Genomic DNA, 17,348 nt, shown 5'->3' on the forward strand with positions numbered 1-17,348 from the left:
ACGCCGACCCCGGTTTGCCGCGTCATATTACTTACCGTGACAGCGACGTCACTGCTCTGGAACCGGTCTAGGCCTCGGTGAAGCCGCGCGCCCTGCCGCCGGCCGATTCCCGTACGGCCGCCGCCACCGCGTTGGCCACGTCGGGGTGGAAGACGCTGGGAATGATGTAGTTGGGGCCGAGTTCCTCGCTCGTCACGACCGCGGCCAGCGCGCGGGCCGCCGCGAGGAGCATCTCCGGCGTGACGCCGTCCGCCTGGGCGTCGAGCAGGCCGCGGAACACGCCCGGGAACGCCAGCACGTTGTTGATCTGGTTGGGGTAGTCCGACCGGCCCGTGGCCACGACCGCGGCGTGCTCGCGGGCGTCGTCCGGGGAGACCTCCGGCTCGGGGTTGGCCAGCGCGAACACCACCGCGTCCTGCGCCATGGCGGCGACGTCGTCCCCGGTGAGGATCCCCGGCGCGGAGACGCCGATGAAGACGTCGGCGCCCTTGACCGCGCCGCGGAGGTCGCCGCCGTACCCCTCGCTGTTGGTGTGCTCGGCGATCCAGCGCAGCGAGTCGTCGAGGTCGTCGCGGCCGAGGTGCACCGCCCCGCGGTAGTCGCAGACGACGACGTTCCGCGCCCCGGCCGCCAGTAGCAGGCGCAGGACGGCGGTGCCGGCCGCGCCGGCGCCGGCCATCGCGATCCGCACCTCGGATAGCTCCTTGCCGACGACCTTCAGCGCGTTGGTCAGCGCGGCGAGCACGCAGATGGCGGTGCCGTGCTGGTCGTCGTGGAAGACCGGGATGTCGAGCAGCTCACGCAGTCGCCGCTCCACCTCGAAGCAGCGCGGCGCCGAGATGTCCTCCAGGTTGATGCCGCCGAAGCCGGGCGCGATGGCCCGAACGGTCGCGACGATCTCGTCCACGTCCTGGGTGTCGAGGCAGATGGGCCAGGCGTCGATGCCGGCGAACCGCTTGAACAGGGCGGCCTTGCCCTCCATCACCGGCAGTGCGGCGGCGGGGCCGATGTTGCCGAGGCCGAGGACGGCCGAGCCGTCGGTGACGACGGCGACCGAGTTCCGCTTGATCGTGAGGCGGCGGGCGTCCTCGGGGTTGCGCGCGATCGCCAGGCTGACCCGCGCCACGCCCGGGGTGTACGCCATCGACAGCTCGTCGCGGTTGCGCAGGGGGACCTTCGACTGCATCTCGATCTTGCCGCCGAGGTGCATGAGGAAGGTCCGGTCGGAGACCTTGTGGATCGCGACGCCCTCGACCGCGCCGAGGCTGTCGACGATCGCCTGCACATGGTCGGCGTCCTTGGCCGCGCACGTCACGTCGATGCGGAGCTTCTCGTGACCGGCGTTGGTCACGTCGAGGGCGGTCACCACGCCGCCCGCGTTCTCCACCGCGTGGGTGAGCAGGCTGACCGCCTTGCCCCCTGCGGGCACCTCGAGGCGCACGGTGATCGAGTAGGACACGCTGGGCACGGTGGCCACGTCTATCCGCTCCTTTGCGGGGTGTTGCCTGGCCGTGCTCTCCCGGCTGCTCCAGTGGGGCGCGGCCTCCGCGTGGCGGCCACGCTCGCGCATCCGGCTGGACGGCTCATGGGTGCTATCCATCGTGCCATCCCCGGCGGGGTGTTTCAGCCCGTGCCCATGCTGTCCCGCCACGCGCCGTGCCCGGCCCGCACGCCGCCGCGGCGCAGGGGCGGGGCGGGCGCGGGCGGGAACAGGTCAGAAAAGCGCGCTGGCCAGCGCCCTGCGCGCCCGCGACACCGACGGGTCGTCGGCGGGCAGGGCGTCGAACAGCCCCAGCAGGTGGACCCGCGCCTTGTCCCTGTCGGCGCCCCGGATGCGACGCACGAGCGCGACGAGCCGGTCGAACGCCTCGTCCACCTGGCCGTTCACCATCTCCAGGTCGGCGGCCTGGGTCTGCACGTCCACGTCGTCGGCGTTCTCGGCGGCCCGGCGCAGCACGTCGGCCGGGTCGAGGTCCTGCGTGCGCCGCAGCAGGCCGACCCCCGCGAGGCCGATCTTCGCGCCCTCGTCCGACGGCGACCTCGCCAGCAGGCGCTCGTACGCCGCGGCCGCGGCGTCCAGGTCGCCCTTCTCCACGGCCTGCTCGGCCGCCAGAAGCTCGGGGTCGACCAGCGGCTCGGCGGGCTGCCCCTCCTCGCCCGGCGCGGCCAGCTCCACGCCGAGCTGCTCGAACACCTGCGCCAACGCCTGCCGGAGCTGCGCCTCCGGCAGCGGGCCCTCGAACAGGGGCATGAGCTGCCCCTGGAAGGCCAGGTAGACGGTGGGCACCGCGCGCATCCGCAGCGCCTGGGCGAGCTGCGGGTCGGCCTCCACGTCCACCCTGGCCAGCACCCACGCGCCCGCCGCCTCCGCGGCCAGCTTCTCCATCACGCCGCTGAACTGCCGGACCTGCTCGGCCCTGCTCACCGTCGCCTCGACGATCACGGGAACGCTCAGGGAGCGCTCCACCACCTCGGCGTTGAAGGTGGCCGAGGTCACCTCGATGACGTCCGCCGAGGCGGCTCCGGACGGCCCGGCGGCCTCACGCCGCGCCTGGGCCTCGAGTGCCTGCTTGCGCGCGCCGAGGTCCACGGCGCCGTAGAGCGATCCAGGTCGAGAGAACTCCGCTGCCATACCCCCAATCCTGCCGTACCCGCCCGCGTGATCCGTGCCATCCCCGCCGCCTTCCTCCGCGATCGGAGCGGGCCGCCGCCCGCCGTAGGGTGAACGACGCACAATTCGCCATACGGAGGGAGCAGGACATGGCAGTGGAACGCGTCGGCCCGCCGACCGTCGCCGGTGAGCGCGAGATGCTGCGCGCGTTCCTCGACTACCACCGGGCCACGCTCGCGCTGAAGTGCGACGGCCTGTCGGACGAGGAGCTGCGCCGCAGGTCGATGCCGCCTTCGACGCTCTCGCTGCTCGGCCTGGTCAGGCACATGGCCGAGGTCGAGCGCGCGTGGTTCCGCCGTGTGATCGGCAAGGAGGACGTGCCGCTCGTCTGGTCGGAAGAGGGCGACTACCAGGCGGCGTACGACCCGAGCGGGTCCACCGGCGCGGAGGCGTTCGCCGCCTGGCAGGCCGAGGTCGAGCACTCCCGCAGGATCGAGCGCGCGGCCGAGTCGCTCGACGTCACCGCCTACGCGCCCCGGTGGGGCGAGGAGGTGTCGCTGCGGCTGGTGATGCTGCACATGATCCACGAGTACGCCCGGCACAACGGCCACGCCGACTTCCTGCGTGAGGGCGTCGACGGGGCCGTGGGCGTCTGAGGCCGGGCACCCCTGTTCTTCAGCCGACCGGGCCCTGGACGGTCCTGCGCTCGGTACGGAAGATCAGCGTCGTCTCCAGATGGACAATCTCCGGGCGGACCAGGATGCGCTCGAGGATCAGGCGATGCAGGTGATCGGCGTCGGGCACCGCGACGTGCACCAGGAAGTCCTGCGGGCCGGCCACGTGGAACAGCGCGATCGTCTCGGGGAGCCCGAGCACGAACGCCCGCAGCGGATCCACGAGCTGGCTGGTGTGGGGCCGCACGCGCAGCGCCAGCAGCGCCTCCAGCGGCCGTCCGAGCGCCTGCGTGTCGACCTCCGCGCGAAAGGCCGTGATCAGGCCGCGCCGGCGCAGTGACCGCACGCGTTCGAGAGCGGTGGAGGGGGCGACGCCGACCCGCTCGGCGAGGTCCTTGTTGGGCAGCCGTGCGTCCTTCTGCAACAGCTCCAGGATCTTCCTGTCGGTCGAATCCAGTTCGGTGCTCACTGCCTGATTCCCTCGATCGATTCGGCGAATATGGCGGACGGGCGTCCGATCCGGCCATCATCCCGGCATGACCCCGAATCATGCCTGGGACATCGACGACTTCGTCAACGCCGCCGAGGTGACCGTGCGGGGCCTCGCCGCGTACGTGCGGGAGAGCCAGGACGGGGCGGCGCCGGTGATCCGCCGCAGGCCGCCCGGGGAACTGGCCGGACGGCTCGGGCTCGCCCGCTGGATCCGGGAGGGCGGCATGACCCCGGAGAGCTACCGGGAGTGGCTGGACGCCTATCTCGCGGAGGGCACTCGACTGCACCACCCGGCCTACCTCGCCCACCAGACGGCCGCGCCCGACTTCCCCGCCGCGCTGGCCGACTTCGTCCACGGCGCGATCAACAACCCCATGGCGATCTACGAGATGGGGGCCGCGGCGGCGACGGTCGAGTTCGAGGTGCTGCGCTGGATGCTCGGCAAGGTCGGCTTCCCCGAGGGCGGCGGCGTGCTCACCCACGGCGGGTCGCTGGCCAACCTGACCGCGCTGCTCGCCGCGCGGGCCGCCGCCGCGCCGGACGCGTGGACCGAGGGCGTGCCCGGCGACCTCGCCCTCCTCGCGCCGCCGTCGGCGCACTACTCGATCACGCGGGCGGCGGCGATCCTCGGCCTCGGCGAGCGCGCGGTCGTGCCGCTCGACGTGGACGACCTGGGCAGGATCGACGTGGCCCGGCTGCCCGAAGGGCTCGACCGGGCGCGGCGGGCCGGCCGCCGGCCGATGGCCCTGGTCGCGGCCGCCTGCGCCACCGGCACCGGCCTGTACGACGACCTGCGGCCCATCGGCGAGTTCTGCGCCGAGCACGGCCTGTGGTTCCACGTGGACGGCGCGCACGGAGCGTCGGCGCTGCTCAGCGAGGCGCATCGGCACCTGCTCGACGGCGTCGAGCTGGCCGATTCCGTCATCTGGGACGCGCACAAGATGCTGCGCACCGCAGGCCTCGCGGCGGCCGTGCTCGTCCGGCGCGAGGGCGACCTGGACGCCGCGTTCCGGCAGCGGGCCAGCTACCTGTTCTACGGCGACCAGGGGTTCGACCTGATCGGCAGGACCGTGGAGTGCACCAAGGCCGCGCTCGGGCTGAAGGTCTTCCTCAACCTGGCCTGGCGGGGTGAGCACGGCCTCGGCGAGCACGTGGCGCGGCGGTACGCCACCGCGCACCGCTTCTGGGAACTGGCCCGCGAGCGGCCCGGCTTCCACTGCCCGTACGAGCCGGAGAGCAACATCGTCTGCTTCCGGTGGGGCGACGGCGACCAGGCCGCGATTCGCGAGACCCTGCTGGAGGAGGGCTCCTTCCACCTCACCTCGGCCGAGCTCGGGGGCGTCCGCCACCTGCGGGTGACGGTCATGGCCCCGGCCACCGACGACAAGACCCTGGAGGCCCTCCTCGACCGCGTCGCCGCCCTGTCCTGACTCTGGAAACCGCCTGGCCGGACTCTAGAAGGCGGCGGGCTCGGAGTAGGTGCCCCACTCCTCGCGCAGGACGTCGCAGATCTCGCCCAGCGTGGCCTCGGCCCGTACGGCCTCCAGCATGGGCGGGATCATGTTGTCGTCGCCCTTGGACGCGGTCCGCAGGGCGGCCAGCGCCGCGTCGACGGCCGCCTGGTCCCGCGCGGCGCGCCGCTCGGCCAGCACCCTGCGCTGCTCGACCTCGACCTCGTGGCTGATCCGCAGGATCTCCAGCGGCTGCTCCACGGTCGCCGTGTGGCAGTTCACGCCGACGATCCGCTTGTCGCCCTTCTCCAGCTTGCGCTGGTAGTCGAAGGCCGACTCGGCGATCTCCGACATGAACCAGCCGTCCTCGATGCCCCGCAGGATGCCGGCGGTCATCGTGCCGTCGCCGCCCATCTCCCGGATCCTCGCGAAGATCTTCTCCGCCTCGGCCTCCAGCCGGTCGGTCAGCGCCTCGACATACCAGGACCCGCCCAGCGGGTCGACGACGTTGACGACCTCCGTCTCCTCCATGATCACCTGCTGGGTGCGGAGCGCGATCTCGGCGGCCTTCTCCGACGGCAGCGCGAGCACCTCGTCCAGCGCGTTGGTGTGCAGCGAGTTGGTGCCGCCGAGCACGGCCGCCAGCGCCTCGATCGCCGTGCGGACGACGTTGTTGTCCGGCTGCTGCGCGGTCAGCGAGACCCCCGCCGTCTGGGTGTGGAAGCGCAGCCACTGCGCCTTCTCGGTGCGCGCGCCGTACACGTCGCGCATCCAGCGGGCCCAGATGCGCCGCGCGGCGCGGAACTTCGCGATCTCCTCGAAGAAGTCGATGTGCGCGTCGAAGAAGAACGACAGGCCCGGCGCGAACACGTCCACGTCGAGTCCGCGCGACAGACCGAGCTCGACGTAGCCGAAGCCGTCCGCGAGCGTGAAGGCCAGCTCCTGCGCGGCCGTGGCCCCCGCCTCGCGGATGTGGTATCCCGACACCGACAGCGGCTTGTACGCGGGGATCTCGGCGGCGCAGAACTCCATCAGGTCGCCGATCAGCCGCAGGTGCGGCTCGGGTGCGAACAGCCACTCCTTCTGCGCGATGTACTCCTTGAAGATGTCCGTCTGGAGCGTGCCGTTGAGCCTCCCCACCGGCACGCCCTGCCGCTCGGCCGCGACCACGTACATGCAGAAGATCGGTACCGCGGGCCCGCTGATGGTCATCGACGTGGTGACCTCGCCGAGCGGGATGCCGTCGAACAGCAGGTCCATGTCGAGGGCCGAGTCGATCGCCACGCCGCAGTGGCCCACCTCGCCGAGCGAGCGGGGGTCGTCGGAGTCGCGGCCCATCAGCGTCGGCATGTCGAACGCCACCGACAGGCCGCCGCCGCCGGCGCCGAGGATCATCTTGTAGCGCTCGTTGGTCTGCCTGGCGTTGCCGAACCCGGCGAACTGCCGGATCGTCCAGGGACGGCCTCGGTATCCGGTCGCGTACAGGCCCCGGGTGAAGGGGAACTCCCCCGGCCAGCCGATGCGCCCGAACCTGGGATCGTCGCCGGGCGGCCCGTAGACGGGGTCCACCTCCAGCCCCGACAGGGTCCGGAACTCACGGTCCCGCTTGAAGGCGGCGTCGTACCGCGCCTGCCAGCGGGCCCTGCCCGCCTCGATCGCCGCCGCGCTCACCTGGGCACTCGTCGCATCCGGCTCCATGCACCCTCCCCGGGTCTCACTCTCCGAGAAGATACTAGGACGTCCTAGTAAATTCGGCCACCACCGCCCCCCGGACGTCACGGCACGACCACCCGCCTCCGCGCCGTTCATGTCACACGTTGGTCGCGAATTGTCACGGACCTTTGACAGAGCCAGGAAATCTTCAAACATGGTCAGCGCCCTTGAAGTCCACACGGAGGTGGATGTGAAGCGCTTGACAGTCGTCGCCGCGACCGCGGCGATGGTGGCGGCAACCCTCGCCATACCCGCGCAGGCCGTACCAGCGGCCGCCGGGTCGGCGGCCCAGACCGAATACGTGGTTTTGTACAAGGAAGGCGCGGCCGCGGCGGACGCCCAGAAGGCGATCGAAGCGGCGGGCGGCAGCGTCATCAGGGTGAACACCGAGGTCGGGCTGGCCACGGTCAGCACCGCCAATCCCGACTTCGCGGCCGCCCTGCAGGGCGCCGCGGTCATCGAGGGGGTCGCCCGCAACCGCGTGATCGGCAGCGCGCCGGACGACGCGAAGGCGTCCGCCGCCGCGAAGAAGGCCATGGAGAAGGCGGCCAAGAGCAAGGCCGTGGAGAAGGAGGGCCGGGGCGGCGCCACGGGCCCCAAGTGGGGTCGCAACGTCAAGGACGAGCCGCTCGCCGACCTGCAGTGGGACATGAAGCAGATCCACGCGGACCAGGCCCACAGGTTCGAGCAGGGCGACAAGGGCGTCCTCGTCGGCATCCTCGACACCGGCGTCGACGGCTCGCACCCCGACATCGCGCCCAACTTCGACCGCAGGCTGAGCCGGAACTTCACGGTCGACCTGCCCGCCGACGCCAACGGCACCGTGATCGACGGGCCGTGCGAGGAGGACCCCGACGGCTCCTGCACCGACCCGAACGACGTGGACGAGGACGGTCACGGCACCCACGTCGCCTCGTCGATCGCCGCGCCCATCAACAAGCTGGGCATCTCGGGCGTCGCGCCGAAGGTGACGATCGTGAACCTGCGGGCCGGCCAGGACTCGGGCTACTTCTTCCTCCAGCCCACCGTCGACGCCCTCACCTACGCGGGCGACATCGGCGTCGACGTGGTCAACATGAGCTACTACATCGACCCGTGGCTGTTCAACTGCGCCGACAACCCGGCCGACAGCCCCGAGGAGCAGGTCCAGCAGCGGCTGTACATCGCCGCCACCCAGCGGGCGATCAACTACGCCTACGCGCGCGGCGTGACGCTCGTCAGCGCGGCGGGCAACGAGGCGATCGACTACACCAAGACGAACGTCGACTCCGGCAGCCCCGACTACGCCACCTTCCCCGGCCAGCAGACGGAGCGGACCCGGACCATTCCCCCGTCCTGCGTCTCGCTGCCGAACGAGTCCGAGCACGTGATCGCGGTCTCCTCGACCGGGATCAGCAAGCGGAAGGCCTACTACTCGAGCTACGGCAACGGCTACATCGACGTGGCCTCGCCCGGTGGCGACGTGTACGACACCCCCGGCAACACGAGGGACATAACCAAGGCCACGCTCTCGGCCTATCCCAAGGCGCTCGCCGTCGCCAACGGCGAGATCGACGAGAACGGCGACCCGACGGTGCCGTATGTGGTGAAGGACTGCAAGGGCTCGGTCTGCGCCTACTACCAGTACCTGCAGGGCACCTCGATGGCCTCGCCGCGCGCGGCCGGCGTCGCGGCGCTGATCGTCAGCCGGTACGGCCAGCGCGACCGCGCCCGCGGCGGCCTCACGATGGACCCGGACAAGGTGGAGGCGATCCTCAAGGGCACGGCCACCAGGACGGCCTGCCCGAACCCGCCCGCCTACACCTACACCCGCCATCTGCTGGACGGCACCACGGCGACCGCCACGCACACCTGTGAGGGCACCGCCGACAACAACGGCTTCTACGGCAGGGGCATCGTCGACGCCCTGCGCGCCGTCGGCCGCTGAGCCGAGCTGACCGGTGGCGCATCCGTGCGCCTGTGCTCACCGGGGTAGGCGCGCGTGCGCCTACCCCGGACCGGTGACGCACCCATGCGGTGGTGCGTCACCGGCCCACCCGGGCGGCGCGGACCAGGAGCCGCCGCACTGGACGAGACCTCGGCCGAGTCCGAACTGCCGGCCCTCGTCCGGGGCTCGTTGACGACGCCGGCGACAGGGCCGCGTCAGGAGCTGAAGTCGCCCGCGGCGACGCGCAGGGTCCTGAGCAGGCCGAACATCTCGTCCAGCTCGGCCTCGTCGTACATGCCCAGGCAGAAACCCGCGTTCATCAGGTCGGCCGTGGCCCGCCGCACGATGTCCCGGCCCTCGTCGGTGATCTCGGCGAGCACGCCGCGGCCGTCCCGCGGGTTGCGCATGCGACGGACCAGACCGGCCCGTTCGAGGCGGTCCACGGTGTTGGTCACGCTCGTCGGGTGCACCATCAGCCGCTCGCCGATCTTCGACAGCGGCAGCGACCCGGCCCGGCTGAACGTGAGCAGCACGAGCGCCTCATACCTGGCGAAGGTCAGGTCGTACGGCTTGAGCAGCGTGTCCAGTTGCGCCAGCAGGATCTGATGGGCTCTCATGATCGAAGTCACGGCGGCCATGGCGGACGACGGCCCGAACGTCGAACGCCAGGTCTCGGCCGCCCGCTCGATCGGGTCGAACGGGAGCTTGAGCGGCCGGGGGCCACCCGTGGGCGGCGGCTCTGAGCTGGGCGGAACGGACACAGCGATATACGGTAGCGCGACGTCCGCCAAGATCGACCGGCGCACCGAGCGTAACCGGATTCATTCCTTGACCCCAGAACTCCCCCCGTACGGGTCACGCTCCGTTATGGTTGCCACGTCGAAAGGTGAGGCGGCGGCAAACCCGGCGGCACGGGGAACCCCGTCTGCTAGAGGACGTCTCGCGGACGGGGGTCCGCGGGGGACGCGTCCGACGGCGGGCGAGGCGAGGCCGGCCGGCGAACCAGCGCCACGGGGAACGGCGTGGGTTCGCGCACCGCTCACACAGACACGGGGGAGATTCTCAATGGACAGCATCGCTGTCCCGGCGCCGCATGCGCGCCGGACTTCGGCGGCGTGGCCAGGGGCCGCGCCCTGCTGTGGGTGAGCATAGGGGCGGTTCACGCGGTGAGCTGAGACACGGCGCGCTGGTCGCGGCGACCGTGCTGTTCGTGCTTGCGCTCGTCGCCGCGTGGAGCGTCCTCATTCCCGGTTTCATGGACTGGGATGACATAGTGGCGGCCGTCATCGGCTCGCTGCGCCTGACGGGGCCGCTCGGAGCCGCGTTCGCGGCCTGGGTCGCGTTCCGCAGGCGCCGCGCGGAGAAGGGCCGTGTCCTGACGCCGTGGCGGGCCGCCAGAGCGCCGCTGTCGATCATCGCGGTCGTCACCGGCTCCTTCGGGGCCACCGTGCTGCTGCTCGGGCTGCGCGCCGCGCTGACCGGGCAGGGCGGGCCGCTGCTGCCCGGCGGTCTCGCGATGTCCGTCGCCGGGCTGGGGCTGTACGTCGTGATCGGCTGGATCCTGGGCTGGCTCGTGCCGGTCGTCGTCGTCCCGCTGATCGCGGGCGCCGGCACGTTCGGGCTGTTCACCTGGCTGGCCACCGGGCCCAACTGGGCCGACCGGCTCGCGCCCGCCACCGGGGAGCCGTACGACCTGCTCTCCGGGGTCAGCGAGAGCGCCTACGCGGACCAGACGCTGTGGCTGCTGGGCCTCAGCACCGCGCTGCTCCTCGGGTGGGTGGCCCTGGTGACCCGGCGGACGCTGGCGCTGGCCGCCGCGGTGATCGCCGTGCTGGCCGCCGGGACCGGCGCGGCGCGGCTCGTCACCGTGCCGCGAACGATGCAGGTGAGCGAACGCCTCGTCTGCCAGGAGTGGCCGATCAGCGTCTGCGTGCACCCGGCGCTGCGCGGGGGCCTGGCCGAGCTCGCCACTGTGTTCACCAAGCTCGCGATGAAGCTGGACGGCACGCCGGCCGCCTTCAAGAGGGTCGAGCAACGGGCGTACGGCGAGGAGGGCTCGGCGGGGCCGGGAGTTGTCGTCGTCCACATCGACGACCTCGGGTCCGGGTACGCCCAGCGGGCGGCCACCGAGTTCCTCGACCGCCTGGCCCGCCCCTGCCCGGGAACCGTGGCCGCGGGCTACCGGGCCATCGTCGTCGCCTGGCTGCGGAATGTCTCGCTGCCCGGCGGACCGCTGCGCGAGCACCGCGAAGCGTCCGTCTGGTTCTCGGAACTGAGCGACGCCCAGCGGCACGACTGGCTGCGCATGTTCTACTCCGACTTCGTCTCCTGCGGCCTGCAGGCCAAGCACTTCGGCGGCGGCACCCGGCTCGCCGACCCCGTCGCCTCGGGCTATCCGGTGAACCCCACTCCCGCGTACGCGCCGGAGTATCCGGTCGAGCCGACCCCTGCGGGTACTGCCGTCGCCACCGGCCTGCCGGCCGGACCCGACCCCGGCTGGGAGCGGGGCACGGACCCGAGCGGCGGCGAGACCGGTCCGGGATGGACCGGCCCGAGTCCGTCCGCCCCGGTGTGGCCGTCTCCCGCCGCGAGCCCCGCAGACCAGGATCCGGCGGGTCAGGGCCCGATGGGGCGAGGTCCGATGGGGCAGGGTCCGGCGGGTCAGGGTCCGATGGGGCGGGGTCCGATGGGGCGGGGTCCGGCGGGTCAGGGTCCGATGGGCCGCGCGGGTTATCCGGGTCCGTGGGACACGCCGAACGGCGAAGGCGCGCGGAGAGGCGGTCCCTGGGCCCCCGGCCCGGGACGGTCGCCGCACCCCTGGCGGCCCGGAAGGACCGGCAGGCCCGGTGACACCGCGTCCCCGGACCGGCCGGGTGCGCCCGGCGGGCAGGCACGGCCCGGCGAGAGCCCCTCACCCGTCCAGGAGCGGCCCGGCCGTCCACAGGCACGGCCCGGCGGCGGCCCCGGCGCGAGCCCGTCACCCGTCCAGGAGCACCGGCCCGGCCGCCCGCAGTCCGGCGGCCCGGTCCCCGGCAGCGACGGGCACGACAGGCGTCCCGGACGCACCGCACGCGTCGGGGGACGCGGCGACGATCACGACGGCGGTCGTGACAGCGGCCGTGACGGCGGTCGCACGGACGGCGGCCGACCTGCCACGGGCGACACCGACAGCCCCCAGGACGACCCCGGCGTGGCGGGCGTCCCCGGCACGCTCCTGGCCCCCGCCGCATAGCGCCCTCGGGGTGAGCGAGCGGCGGAGGGCCCGTATGGCTACCGGGCCGGACGAAAGGCGGGTTTGGGAGGGCCGAAGCACGGTCTGCGGGCAGAAACGATCATGCCGGGCGTGAGATCGCGGGAATACCGGGAAGATTCCCCCCGTGGACCGTCAGACTCGACCCTCGTTCGCGCCGGCCGACTCCGGCGCCGCCGCCACCGACGCCACGGCGAGCGCCGCGGCCCCCGCACGCCGCTCCCGGCGCGGCTGGCGGGTGCTCGCCGGCCTGCTGTTCGTGGTCCTGCTGCTCGTGGTCGGCGCCCGGCTGACCTGGTCCTGGCTCAACCCGCTGGGCGAGCAGACCATCGACCGCAGCGGCCCCGCGCTGCTCAGGTCGGTGCAGAACCTGAGCCGCTTCGAGGCCGCGACCGGCGACTTCCAGGTCATCGTCGACCTGGAGAAGGACGCGAAGTTCCTGCCCGACGCCATCAAGGGCAGCCGCACGCTCTTCGTGGGCGCCGGCCACGTGGACGCCTACGTGGACTTCTCGTCGCTGCCCAAGGACGCCTTCACGGTTTCCCCCGACCGCACGGCGGTGACGGTGCGGCTGCCGCACGCGGAGCTGGAAAAGCCCAACCTCGACAACAAGCGGTCGTACGTCTTCGCCCAGGAGCGGGGCATCTTCGACCGGATCTCCGACTTCCTGTCGTCGTCGCCGCAGAACCAGCAGGAGCTCTACGTACTGGCCGAACGCAAGATCGCCGACGCGGCCACCGCCAGCGATCTGCGCTCCCGGGCCGACCAGAACGCCAAGGCCATGCTTGAGGGCATGCTGAAGTCCCTCGGCTTCACGACGATCACGGTCAAGTACGCCGGAGAGCCCTGACCCGTCGGCCGCCGCGACGCGAGAGCCGTACGACCTAACCCAGCGCGGCGATGAGGTCGTCGGCGGCGGCGTAGGGGTCGGTCTCCGCGCCGAGCAGCCGCTCGGCGAGCGCGTCCAGGCGGCCCGCGTGGAGCACGGCGAAGCGCGACCGGAGCTGGGCCAGCGCGATGGCCTCGATCTCGTCGCGGGCCCGCGCCAGCCGCCGCCTGCGAGCCTCGCCGGACTCCTCCAGGTATGCCTGGTGCTTGTCCAGCGCGGCCAGCAGGTCGTCGGCGCCCTCGCCCTTTGAGGCGACGGTCGTGACGATCGGGGGCCGCCACGGCGTCTCGACGAGGCCCGTCATGTTCCGCAGCTCCCGCACGGTCGTCTGGACGCCGTCGCGGTCGGCCTTGTTCACCACCAGGACGTCGGCGACCTCGAGGATGCCCGCCTTGGCGGCCTGAACGCCGTCGCCCATGCCCGGCGCGAGAATGACGACGGTCGTGTCGGCCAGGCGGGCGATCTCCACCTCGGCCTGCCCGACGCCGACCGTCTCGACGAGGATCACGTCGCACCCGGCGGCCTCCAGCACGCGTAGCGCCTGCGGCGTGGCCCATGCGAGACCGCCAAGGTGCCCCCGGCTCGACATGCTGCGAATGAAGACCTCGGGGTCGGTCGCGTGGTCCTGCATGCGTACGCGGTCGCCGAGCAGAGCGCCGCCGGTGAACGGGCTCGACGGGTCGACCGCCAGCACCCCCACCCTGCTGCCGCGCCTGCGGAACGCCCGGATGAGCATGCCGGTCGAGGTCGACTTGCCGACGCCGGGAGAGCCGGTCAGGCCGATGACCCTGGCGGTGTACGGCCGGGCGGTGCCGGTGGCGAGCTCGGCCATCGCCTCGCGCAGCGCACGGCTCGCCGCCGCGGACGCCGCCCGGTCTCCCCCGTCGGGGCCCGTGACGTTCACCGCGTTCTCCACGGCGTTCTCCACGAGCGAGATCAACCGCGCCACCGCGCGCGGCCGTCCCAGTCGCGCCTGGCCGACAAGCTCACGGACGTCCACCTGCGACTCCGATCAGGCGCCGGGCGCGGGAACTCGGATGATCAGCGCGTCGCCCTGGCCGCCGCCGCCGCACAGGCCGGCCGCGCCGAGGCCGCCGCCGCGCCTCTTCAGCTCGTGGGCCAGCGTCAGCACGATCCGGGCGCCGGACGCGCCGATCGGGTGACCGAGCGCGATGCCGCCGCCGTTGACGTTGACCTTGTCGAGCGGGACGCCGAGCTCCTTCGCCGACTGCAGCACGACCTGGGCGAACGCCTCGTTGATCTCCAGCAGGTCGAGGTCGTCGACGGTCAGCCCCTGCTTGGCCAGCGCCTGCTTGATGGCGTTGGCGGGCTGGGACTGCAGCGAGTTGTCCGGCCCGGCCACGTTGCCGTGCGCGCCGATCTCGGCCAGCCATTCGAGGCCCAGTTCCTCGGCCTTGGCTTTCGACATGACGACCACGGCGACGGCGCCGTCGGAGATCTGCGAGGCCGATCCGGCCGTGATGGTGCCGTCTTTGGTGAACGCCGGGCGCAGCTTCGACAGGGCCTCGACCGTGGTGTCCTTGCGGATGCCCTCGTCGGCGGAGAACAGCACCCGGTCATCCTGTGTTTCCCCCCCATGGCTACGCCCCACCGCCCCCTTTCGCTGCGGCAGCGGCACCGGGACGATCTCGTCGTCGAGCAGGCCCTTCTCCGTGGCCTCGGCGGCGCGCTGGTGCGACCGCGCGGAGAACTCGTCCTGCTCCTCCCGGGTCAGGCCGAGCCTGGCGTTGTGGTGCTCGGTGGACTCCCCCATCGCGATCTGGTCGAAGGCGTCGGTGAGCCCGTCGTAGGCCATCGCGTCCAGGATTCCGGCGCTGCCGTACTTCACGCCCTTGCGCAGGCCCGGCAGCAGGTGCGGCGCGTTGGTCATCGACTCCATGCCGCCCGCGACGACGATGTCGAACTCGCCCGCGCGGATGAGCTGGTCGGCCAGCGCGATCGCGTCGAGGCCCGACAGGCAGACCTTGTTGATGGTGAGGGAGGGCACGGTCATGGGGATGCCGGCCTTCACCGCCGCCTGGCGGGAGGGGATCTGACCGGCCCCGGCCTGGAGCACCTGCCCCATGATCACGTACTGGACCTGGTCCGGTGAGACGCCCGCCCGCTCCAGTGCCGCTTTGATCGCGATTCCGCCCAGTTCGACGGCGGACAGGTCGGAGAGCGAGCCGAGAAGCCGTCCGATCGGTGTACGTGCTCCGGCGACGATGACGGAACCAGACATTGGGACCCTCCACTGCGAGATCGGGGCAACGGTGTCACCATACCCAGGAGTAGTACGGTCGCCGGAGAGCGGGCGGCGGGACGGGAACGGCGAGGGGAGACGGCGATGCTGCTGCGAATCGACCACGTGGGCGTGGCCTGCCACAACCTGGAAGAGAAGATCGAGTTCTACGAGTCCGTCTTCGGTCTGACCGTCGTCAGCCGGGAGGTGAACGAGGAGCAGGGCGTCCGCGAGGCCATGCTGCACGTCGCCGACGGCGACCAGGGCGCGTCGTATGTCCAGCTCCTCGAACCGCTGCACCCCGACACCGCCGTGGGCAGGTTCCTCGCCAAGCGGGGCGAGGGCGTGCATCATATCGGGTACGGCGTGGCGGACGTCACCAAGGCCCTGGAGGAGATCGGGGCGAAGGGCGTGCGCCTGATCGACGAGCGGCCCAGGCACGGGTCGATGGGAGCCTCGATCGCGTTCCTGCATCCCAAGGACGTGGGAGGGGTTCTCACCGAGCTCGTCGAGACGTCCAGGCGCTAGGCAAACGCAAGAAACGTTCATACGTAACAAGTCGCGCAGAAAGTCGGAGGGGGCCTCCAACGCGGCAGTACCGGAGTACGCTGGCGTACCACCGGACGTGGACGCCACATCGGCTTCCTCGCCTCGGAACCGACCCCCCGTCCGGCCCCTGTAGCCGTCTCGACAACCAGGATCGAGCCTCATGCAGTCCGACATCGACGCCCAGCTCAACAACTTCTTCGAGGACGCCCCATCTCGCGAATTCGACGTGGTGCTCCGGGGTTATGACCGGCACCAGGTCCACGACCACCTGAAGACTATCGACACCGAACTGCGTCAGGCCAAGGAACAGATCAGCGCACTCCAGCGGGAGCTGTCCGACTCGCAGCGCCAGCTGCAGGAGCAGGAGCGGCCGACGTACTCGGGTCTCGGCGCCCGCATCGAGCAGTTGCTCAGGCTCGCGGAGGAGCAGGCCACCGAGCTCGTCCAGGCGGCCAGGTCGGAGGCGAACGAGATCCGCGCCGCCGCCAAGGTGGACGCCGCCGACCTGCGGGCGGCCGCGGAGAACGAGGCGGCGGAGAAGCGGGCGCTGGCGGCGCGCGAGGCCGAGGAGATGCGCAGCACCGCCGAGCGCGACGCGGAGGAGATCCGGTCGACCGCCAGGCGTGAGGCCGACGAGCTGACCGCCACCACCGAGCGGGAGGTCGCCAAGATCCGCGCCACCGCCGACCACGAGGTCGCGGAGAAGCGGGCGGACGCCGAGCGCGAGATCGCCAAGCTGCGCACCACGACCGAGCGCGAGGTGGCCCAGCTGCGGGCCTCGACCAAGCGCGAGCGCGACGAGGTGCTCACCACCGCGAAGCGTCAGGCGGACGAGATGCGGGCCCAGGCGCAGCGGATCCTGGAGGAGTCGGAGGCCAAGCGCGCCCAGGACGAGGCGGAGTTCGAGATCCAGCTCGCCGCCCGCCGCGAGGAGGCCGAGCGGCAGGAGGCCGAGCGGCACGCCACCGCCCAGGCCAACACCCAGAAGCTGGTCGCCGAGGCCGAGCAGCGCGCCGCCACCGCCGAGCAGCGGGCCGCCAAGGCCACGCAGCAGGCCGAGCAGACCCGCCGCGAGGCCGACACCCACGCCAAGCAGCTGCTGGCCAACGCGCGCAAGAACGCCGACCAGCTCGTGTCCGACGCCAAGGCCAGCGCCGACACGATCGTGACCGAGGCCAAGAACGAGGCCGAGCGCACCCGTACGGCGATGCAGCGCCAGGTGGACGAGCTCACCCGCCAGCGCGACAGCATCACCAGCCACCTCGCCCAGCTCCGTCAGCTGCTCGGCGGCGCCCCGCTGCCGGGCATGGACCCGGAGCCGGCGCCCGTCACCGCGGCCCCGGCGAAGCCGGCCCTGTCGGCTCCGCCGGTCGTGGAGAAGCCGGCCGTGCCCGCCCCGCCGGCCGTCGAGCCGATCAGCTCCACCAAGAGCGACGACGACGCGGAGTGGTGGCAGGAGTAGCCGCTGGCACAATTCGGGGAGTCTGTGACGGCTGAACGGGGCCCGGCGATCGCCGGGCCCCGTTCTCGTGTGTGCGTTCCCGCTCCCC

The 17,348-nt window shown here is 72.1% G+C and carries 14 protein-coding genes; 7 read left to right on the top strand and 7 right to left on the bottom strand.

The window, feature by feature from the left end; all coding sequences use genetic code 11:
• Positions 1-67: 67 nt before the first annotated feature.
• Complete coding sequence (locus IL992_RS30000) at positions 68-1,477, bottom strand: NAD-dependent malic enzyme (RefSeq protein WP_193206797.1); 1,410 nt, start codon at positions 1,475-1,477, stop codon at positions 68-70.
• A gap of 237 nt (positions 1,478-1,714) precedes the next feature.
• Positions 1,715-2,632 (bottom strand): tetratricopeptide repeat protein, encoded by a 918-nt coding sequence (locus IL992_RS30005; protein ID WP_193206715.1) that lies wholly within the window; start codon positions 2,630-2,632, stop codon positions 1,715-1,717.
• A 128-nt stretch (positions 2,633-2,760) separates the two neighbouring features.
• Between IL992_RS30005 and IL992_RS30010 the strand changes: the two genes are divergently transcribed.
• On the top strand, positions 2,761-3,267 hold the full coding sequence (locus tag IL992_RS30010; RefSeq protein ID WP_193206716.1) for a DinB family protein: 507 nt from the start codon (positions 2,761-2,763) through the stop codon (positions 3,265-3,267).
• A gap of 19 nt (positions 3,268-3,286) precedes the next feature.
• Here the strand turns inward: IL992_RS30010 and IL992_RS30015 are convergent, their stop codons facing one another.
• A complete protein-coding gene (locus IL992_RS30015; RefSeq protein WP_193206717.1) occupies positions 3,287-3,754 on the bottom strand; it encodes an Lrp/AsnC family transcriptional regulator in 468 nt (155 codons plus the stop codon).
• A gap of 67 nt (positions 3,755-3,821) precedes the next feature.
• Between IL992_RS30015 and IL992_RS30020 the strand changes: the two genes are divergently transcribed.
• Complete coding sequence (locus tag IL992_RS30020; protein WP_193206718.1) at positions 3,822-5,207, top strand: pyridoxal phosphate-dependent decarboxylase family protein; 1,386 nt, start codon at positions 3,822-3,824, stop codon at positions 5,205-5,207.
• Between the two features lie 24 nt (positions 5,208-5,231).
• On the opposite strand, the gene IL992_RS30025 is transcribed toward IL992_RS30020, so the two are convergent.
• On the bottom strand, positions 5,232-6,926 hold the full coding sequence (locus IL992_RS30025; protein WP_226874031.1) for an acyl-CoA mutase large subunit family protein: 1,695 nt from the start codon (positions 6,924-6,926) through the stop codon (positions 5,232-5,234).
• Between the two features lie 205 nt (positions 6,927-7,131).
• On the opposite strand from IL992_RS30025, the gene IL992_RS30030 reads away from it, so the two are divergent.
• A complete protein-coding gene (locus IL992_RS30030) occupies positions 7,132-8,868 on the top strand; it encodes a S8 family serine peptidase (RefSeq protein WP_319018922.1) in 1,737 nt (578 codons plus the stop codon).
• A 215-nt stretch (positions 8,869-9,083) separates the two neighbouring features.
• Here IL992_RS30030 and IL992_RS30035 read toward each other — a convergent pair whose 3' ends face one another.
• Entirely contained in the window at positions 9,084-9,629 is a 546-nt protein-coding gene (locus tag IL992_RS30035) for a MarR family winged helix-turn-helix transcriptional regulator (RefSeq protein WP_193206719.1), read from the bottom strand.
• Between the two features lie 377 nt (positions 9,630-10,006).
• Between IL992_RS30035 and IL992_RS47870 the strand changes: the two genes are divergently transcribed.
• Positions 10,007-12,100 (top strand): hypothetical protein, encoded by a 2,094-nt coding sequence (locus IL992_RS47870; protein ID WP_193206720.1) that lies wholly within the window; start codon positions 10,007-10,009, stop codon positions 12,098-12,100.
• 145 nt (positions 12,101-12,245) lie between these two features.
• Entirely contained in the window at positions 12,246-12,968 is a 723-nt protein-coding gene (locus tag IL992_RS30045; RefSeq protein WP_319018923.1) for a DUF4230 domain-containing protein, read from the top strand.
• A gap of 34 nt (positions 12,969-13,002) precedes the next feature.
• Here IL992_RS30045 and meaB read toward each other — a convergent pair whose 3' ends face one another.
• A complete protein-coding gene (gene meaB / locus IL992_RS30050) occupies positions 13,003-14,007 on the bottom strand; it encodes a methylmalonyl Co-A mutase-associated GTPase MeaB (protein ID WP_193206721.1) in 1,005 nt (334 codons plus the stop codon).
• A 12-nt stretch (positions 14,008-14,019) separates the two neighbouring features.
• Positions 14,020-15,249, bottom strand: a complete 1,230-nt coding sequence (locus IL992_RS30055; RefSeq protein WP_193206722.1) for an acetyl-CoA C-acetyltransferase — start codon at positions 15,247-15,249, stop codon at positions 14,020-14,022.
• 105 nt (positions 15,250-15,354) lie between these two features.
• Here IL992_RS30055 and mce point away from each other — a divergent pair, with 105 nt between their 5' ends.
• Both mce and IL992_RS30065 read left to right on the top strand, forming a co-directional pair.
• Positions 15,355-15,777 carry a methylmalonyl-CoA epimerase gene (mce, locus tag IL992_RS30060; RefSeq protein ID WP_139575889.1) on the top strand — a complete coding sequence of 141 codons (423 nt, stop codon included), beginning with the start codon at positions 15,355-15,357 and terminating at the stop codon, positions 15,775-15,777.
• Positions 15,778-15,958: 181 nt separating this feature from the next.
• A complete protein-coding gene (locus IL992_RS30065) occupies positions 15,959-17,260 on the top strand; it encodes a DivIVA domain-containing protein (protein ID WP_193206723.1) in 1,302 nt (433 codons plus the stop codon).
• Positions 17,261-17,348 lie beyond the last annotated feature (88 nt).

This window comes from Microbispora sitophila (assembly GCF_014892245.1).
GTDB classification, from domain to species: domain Bacteria; phylum Actinomycetota; class Actinomycetes; order Streptosporangiales; family Streptosporangiaceae; genus Microbispora; species Microbispora siamensis.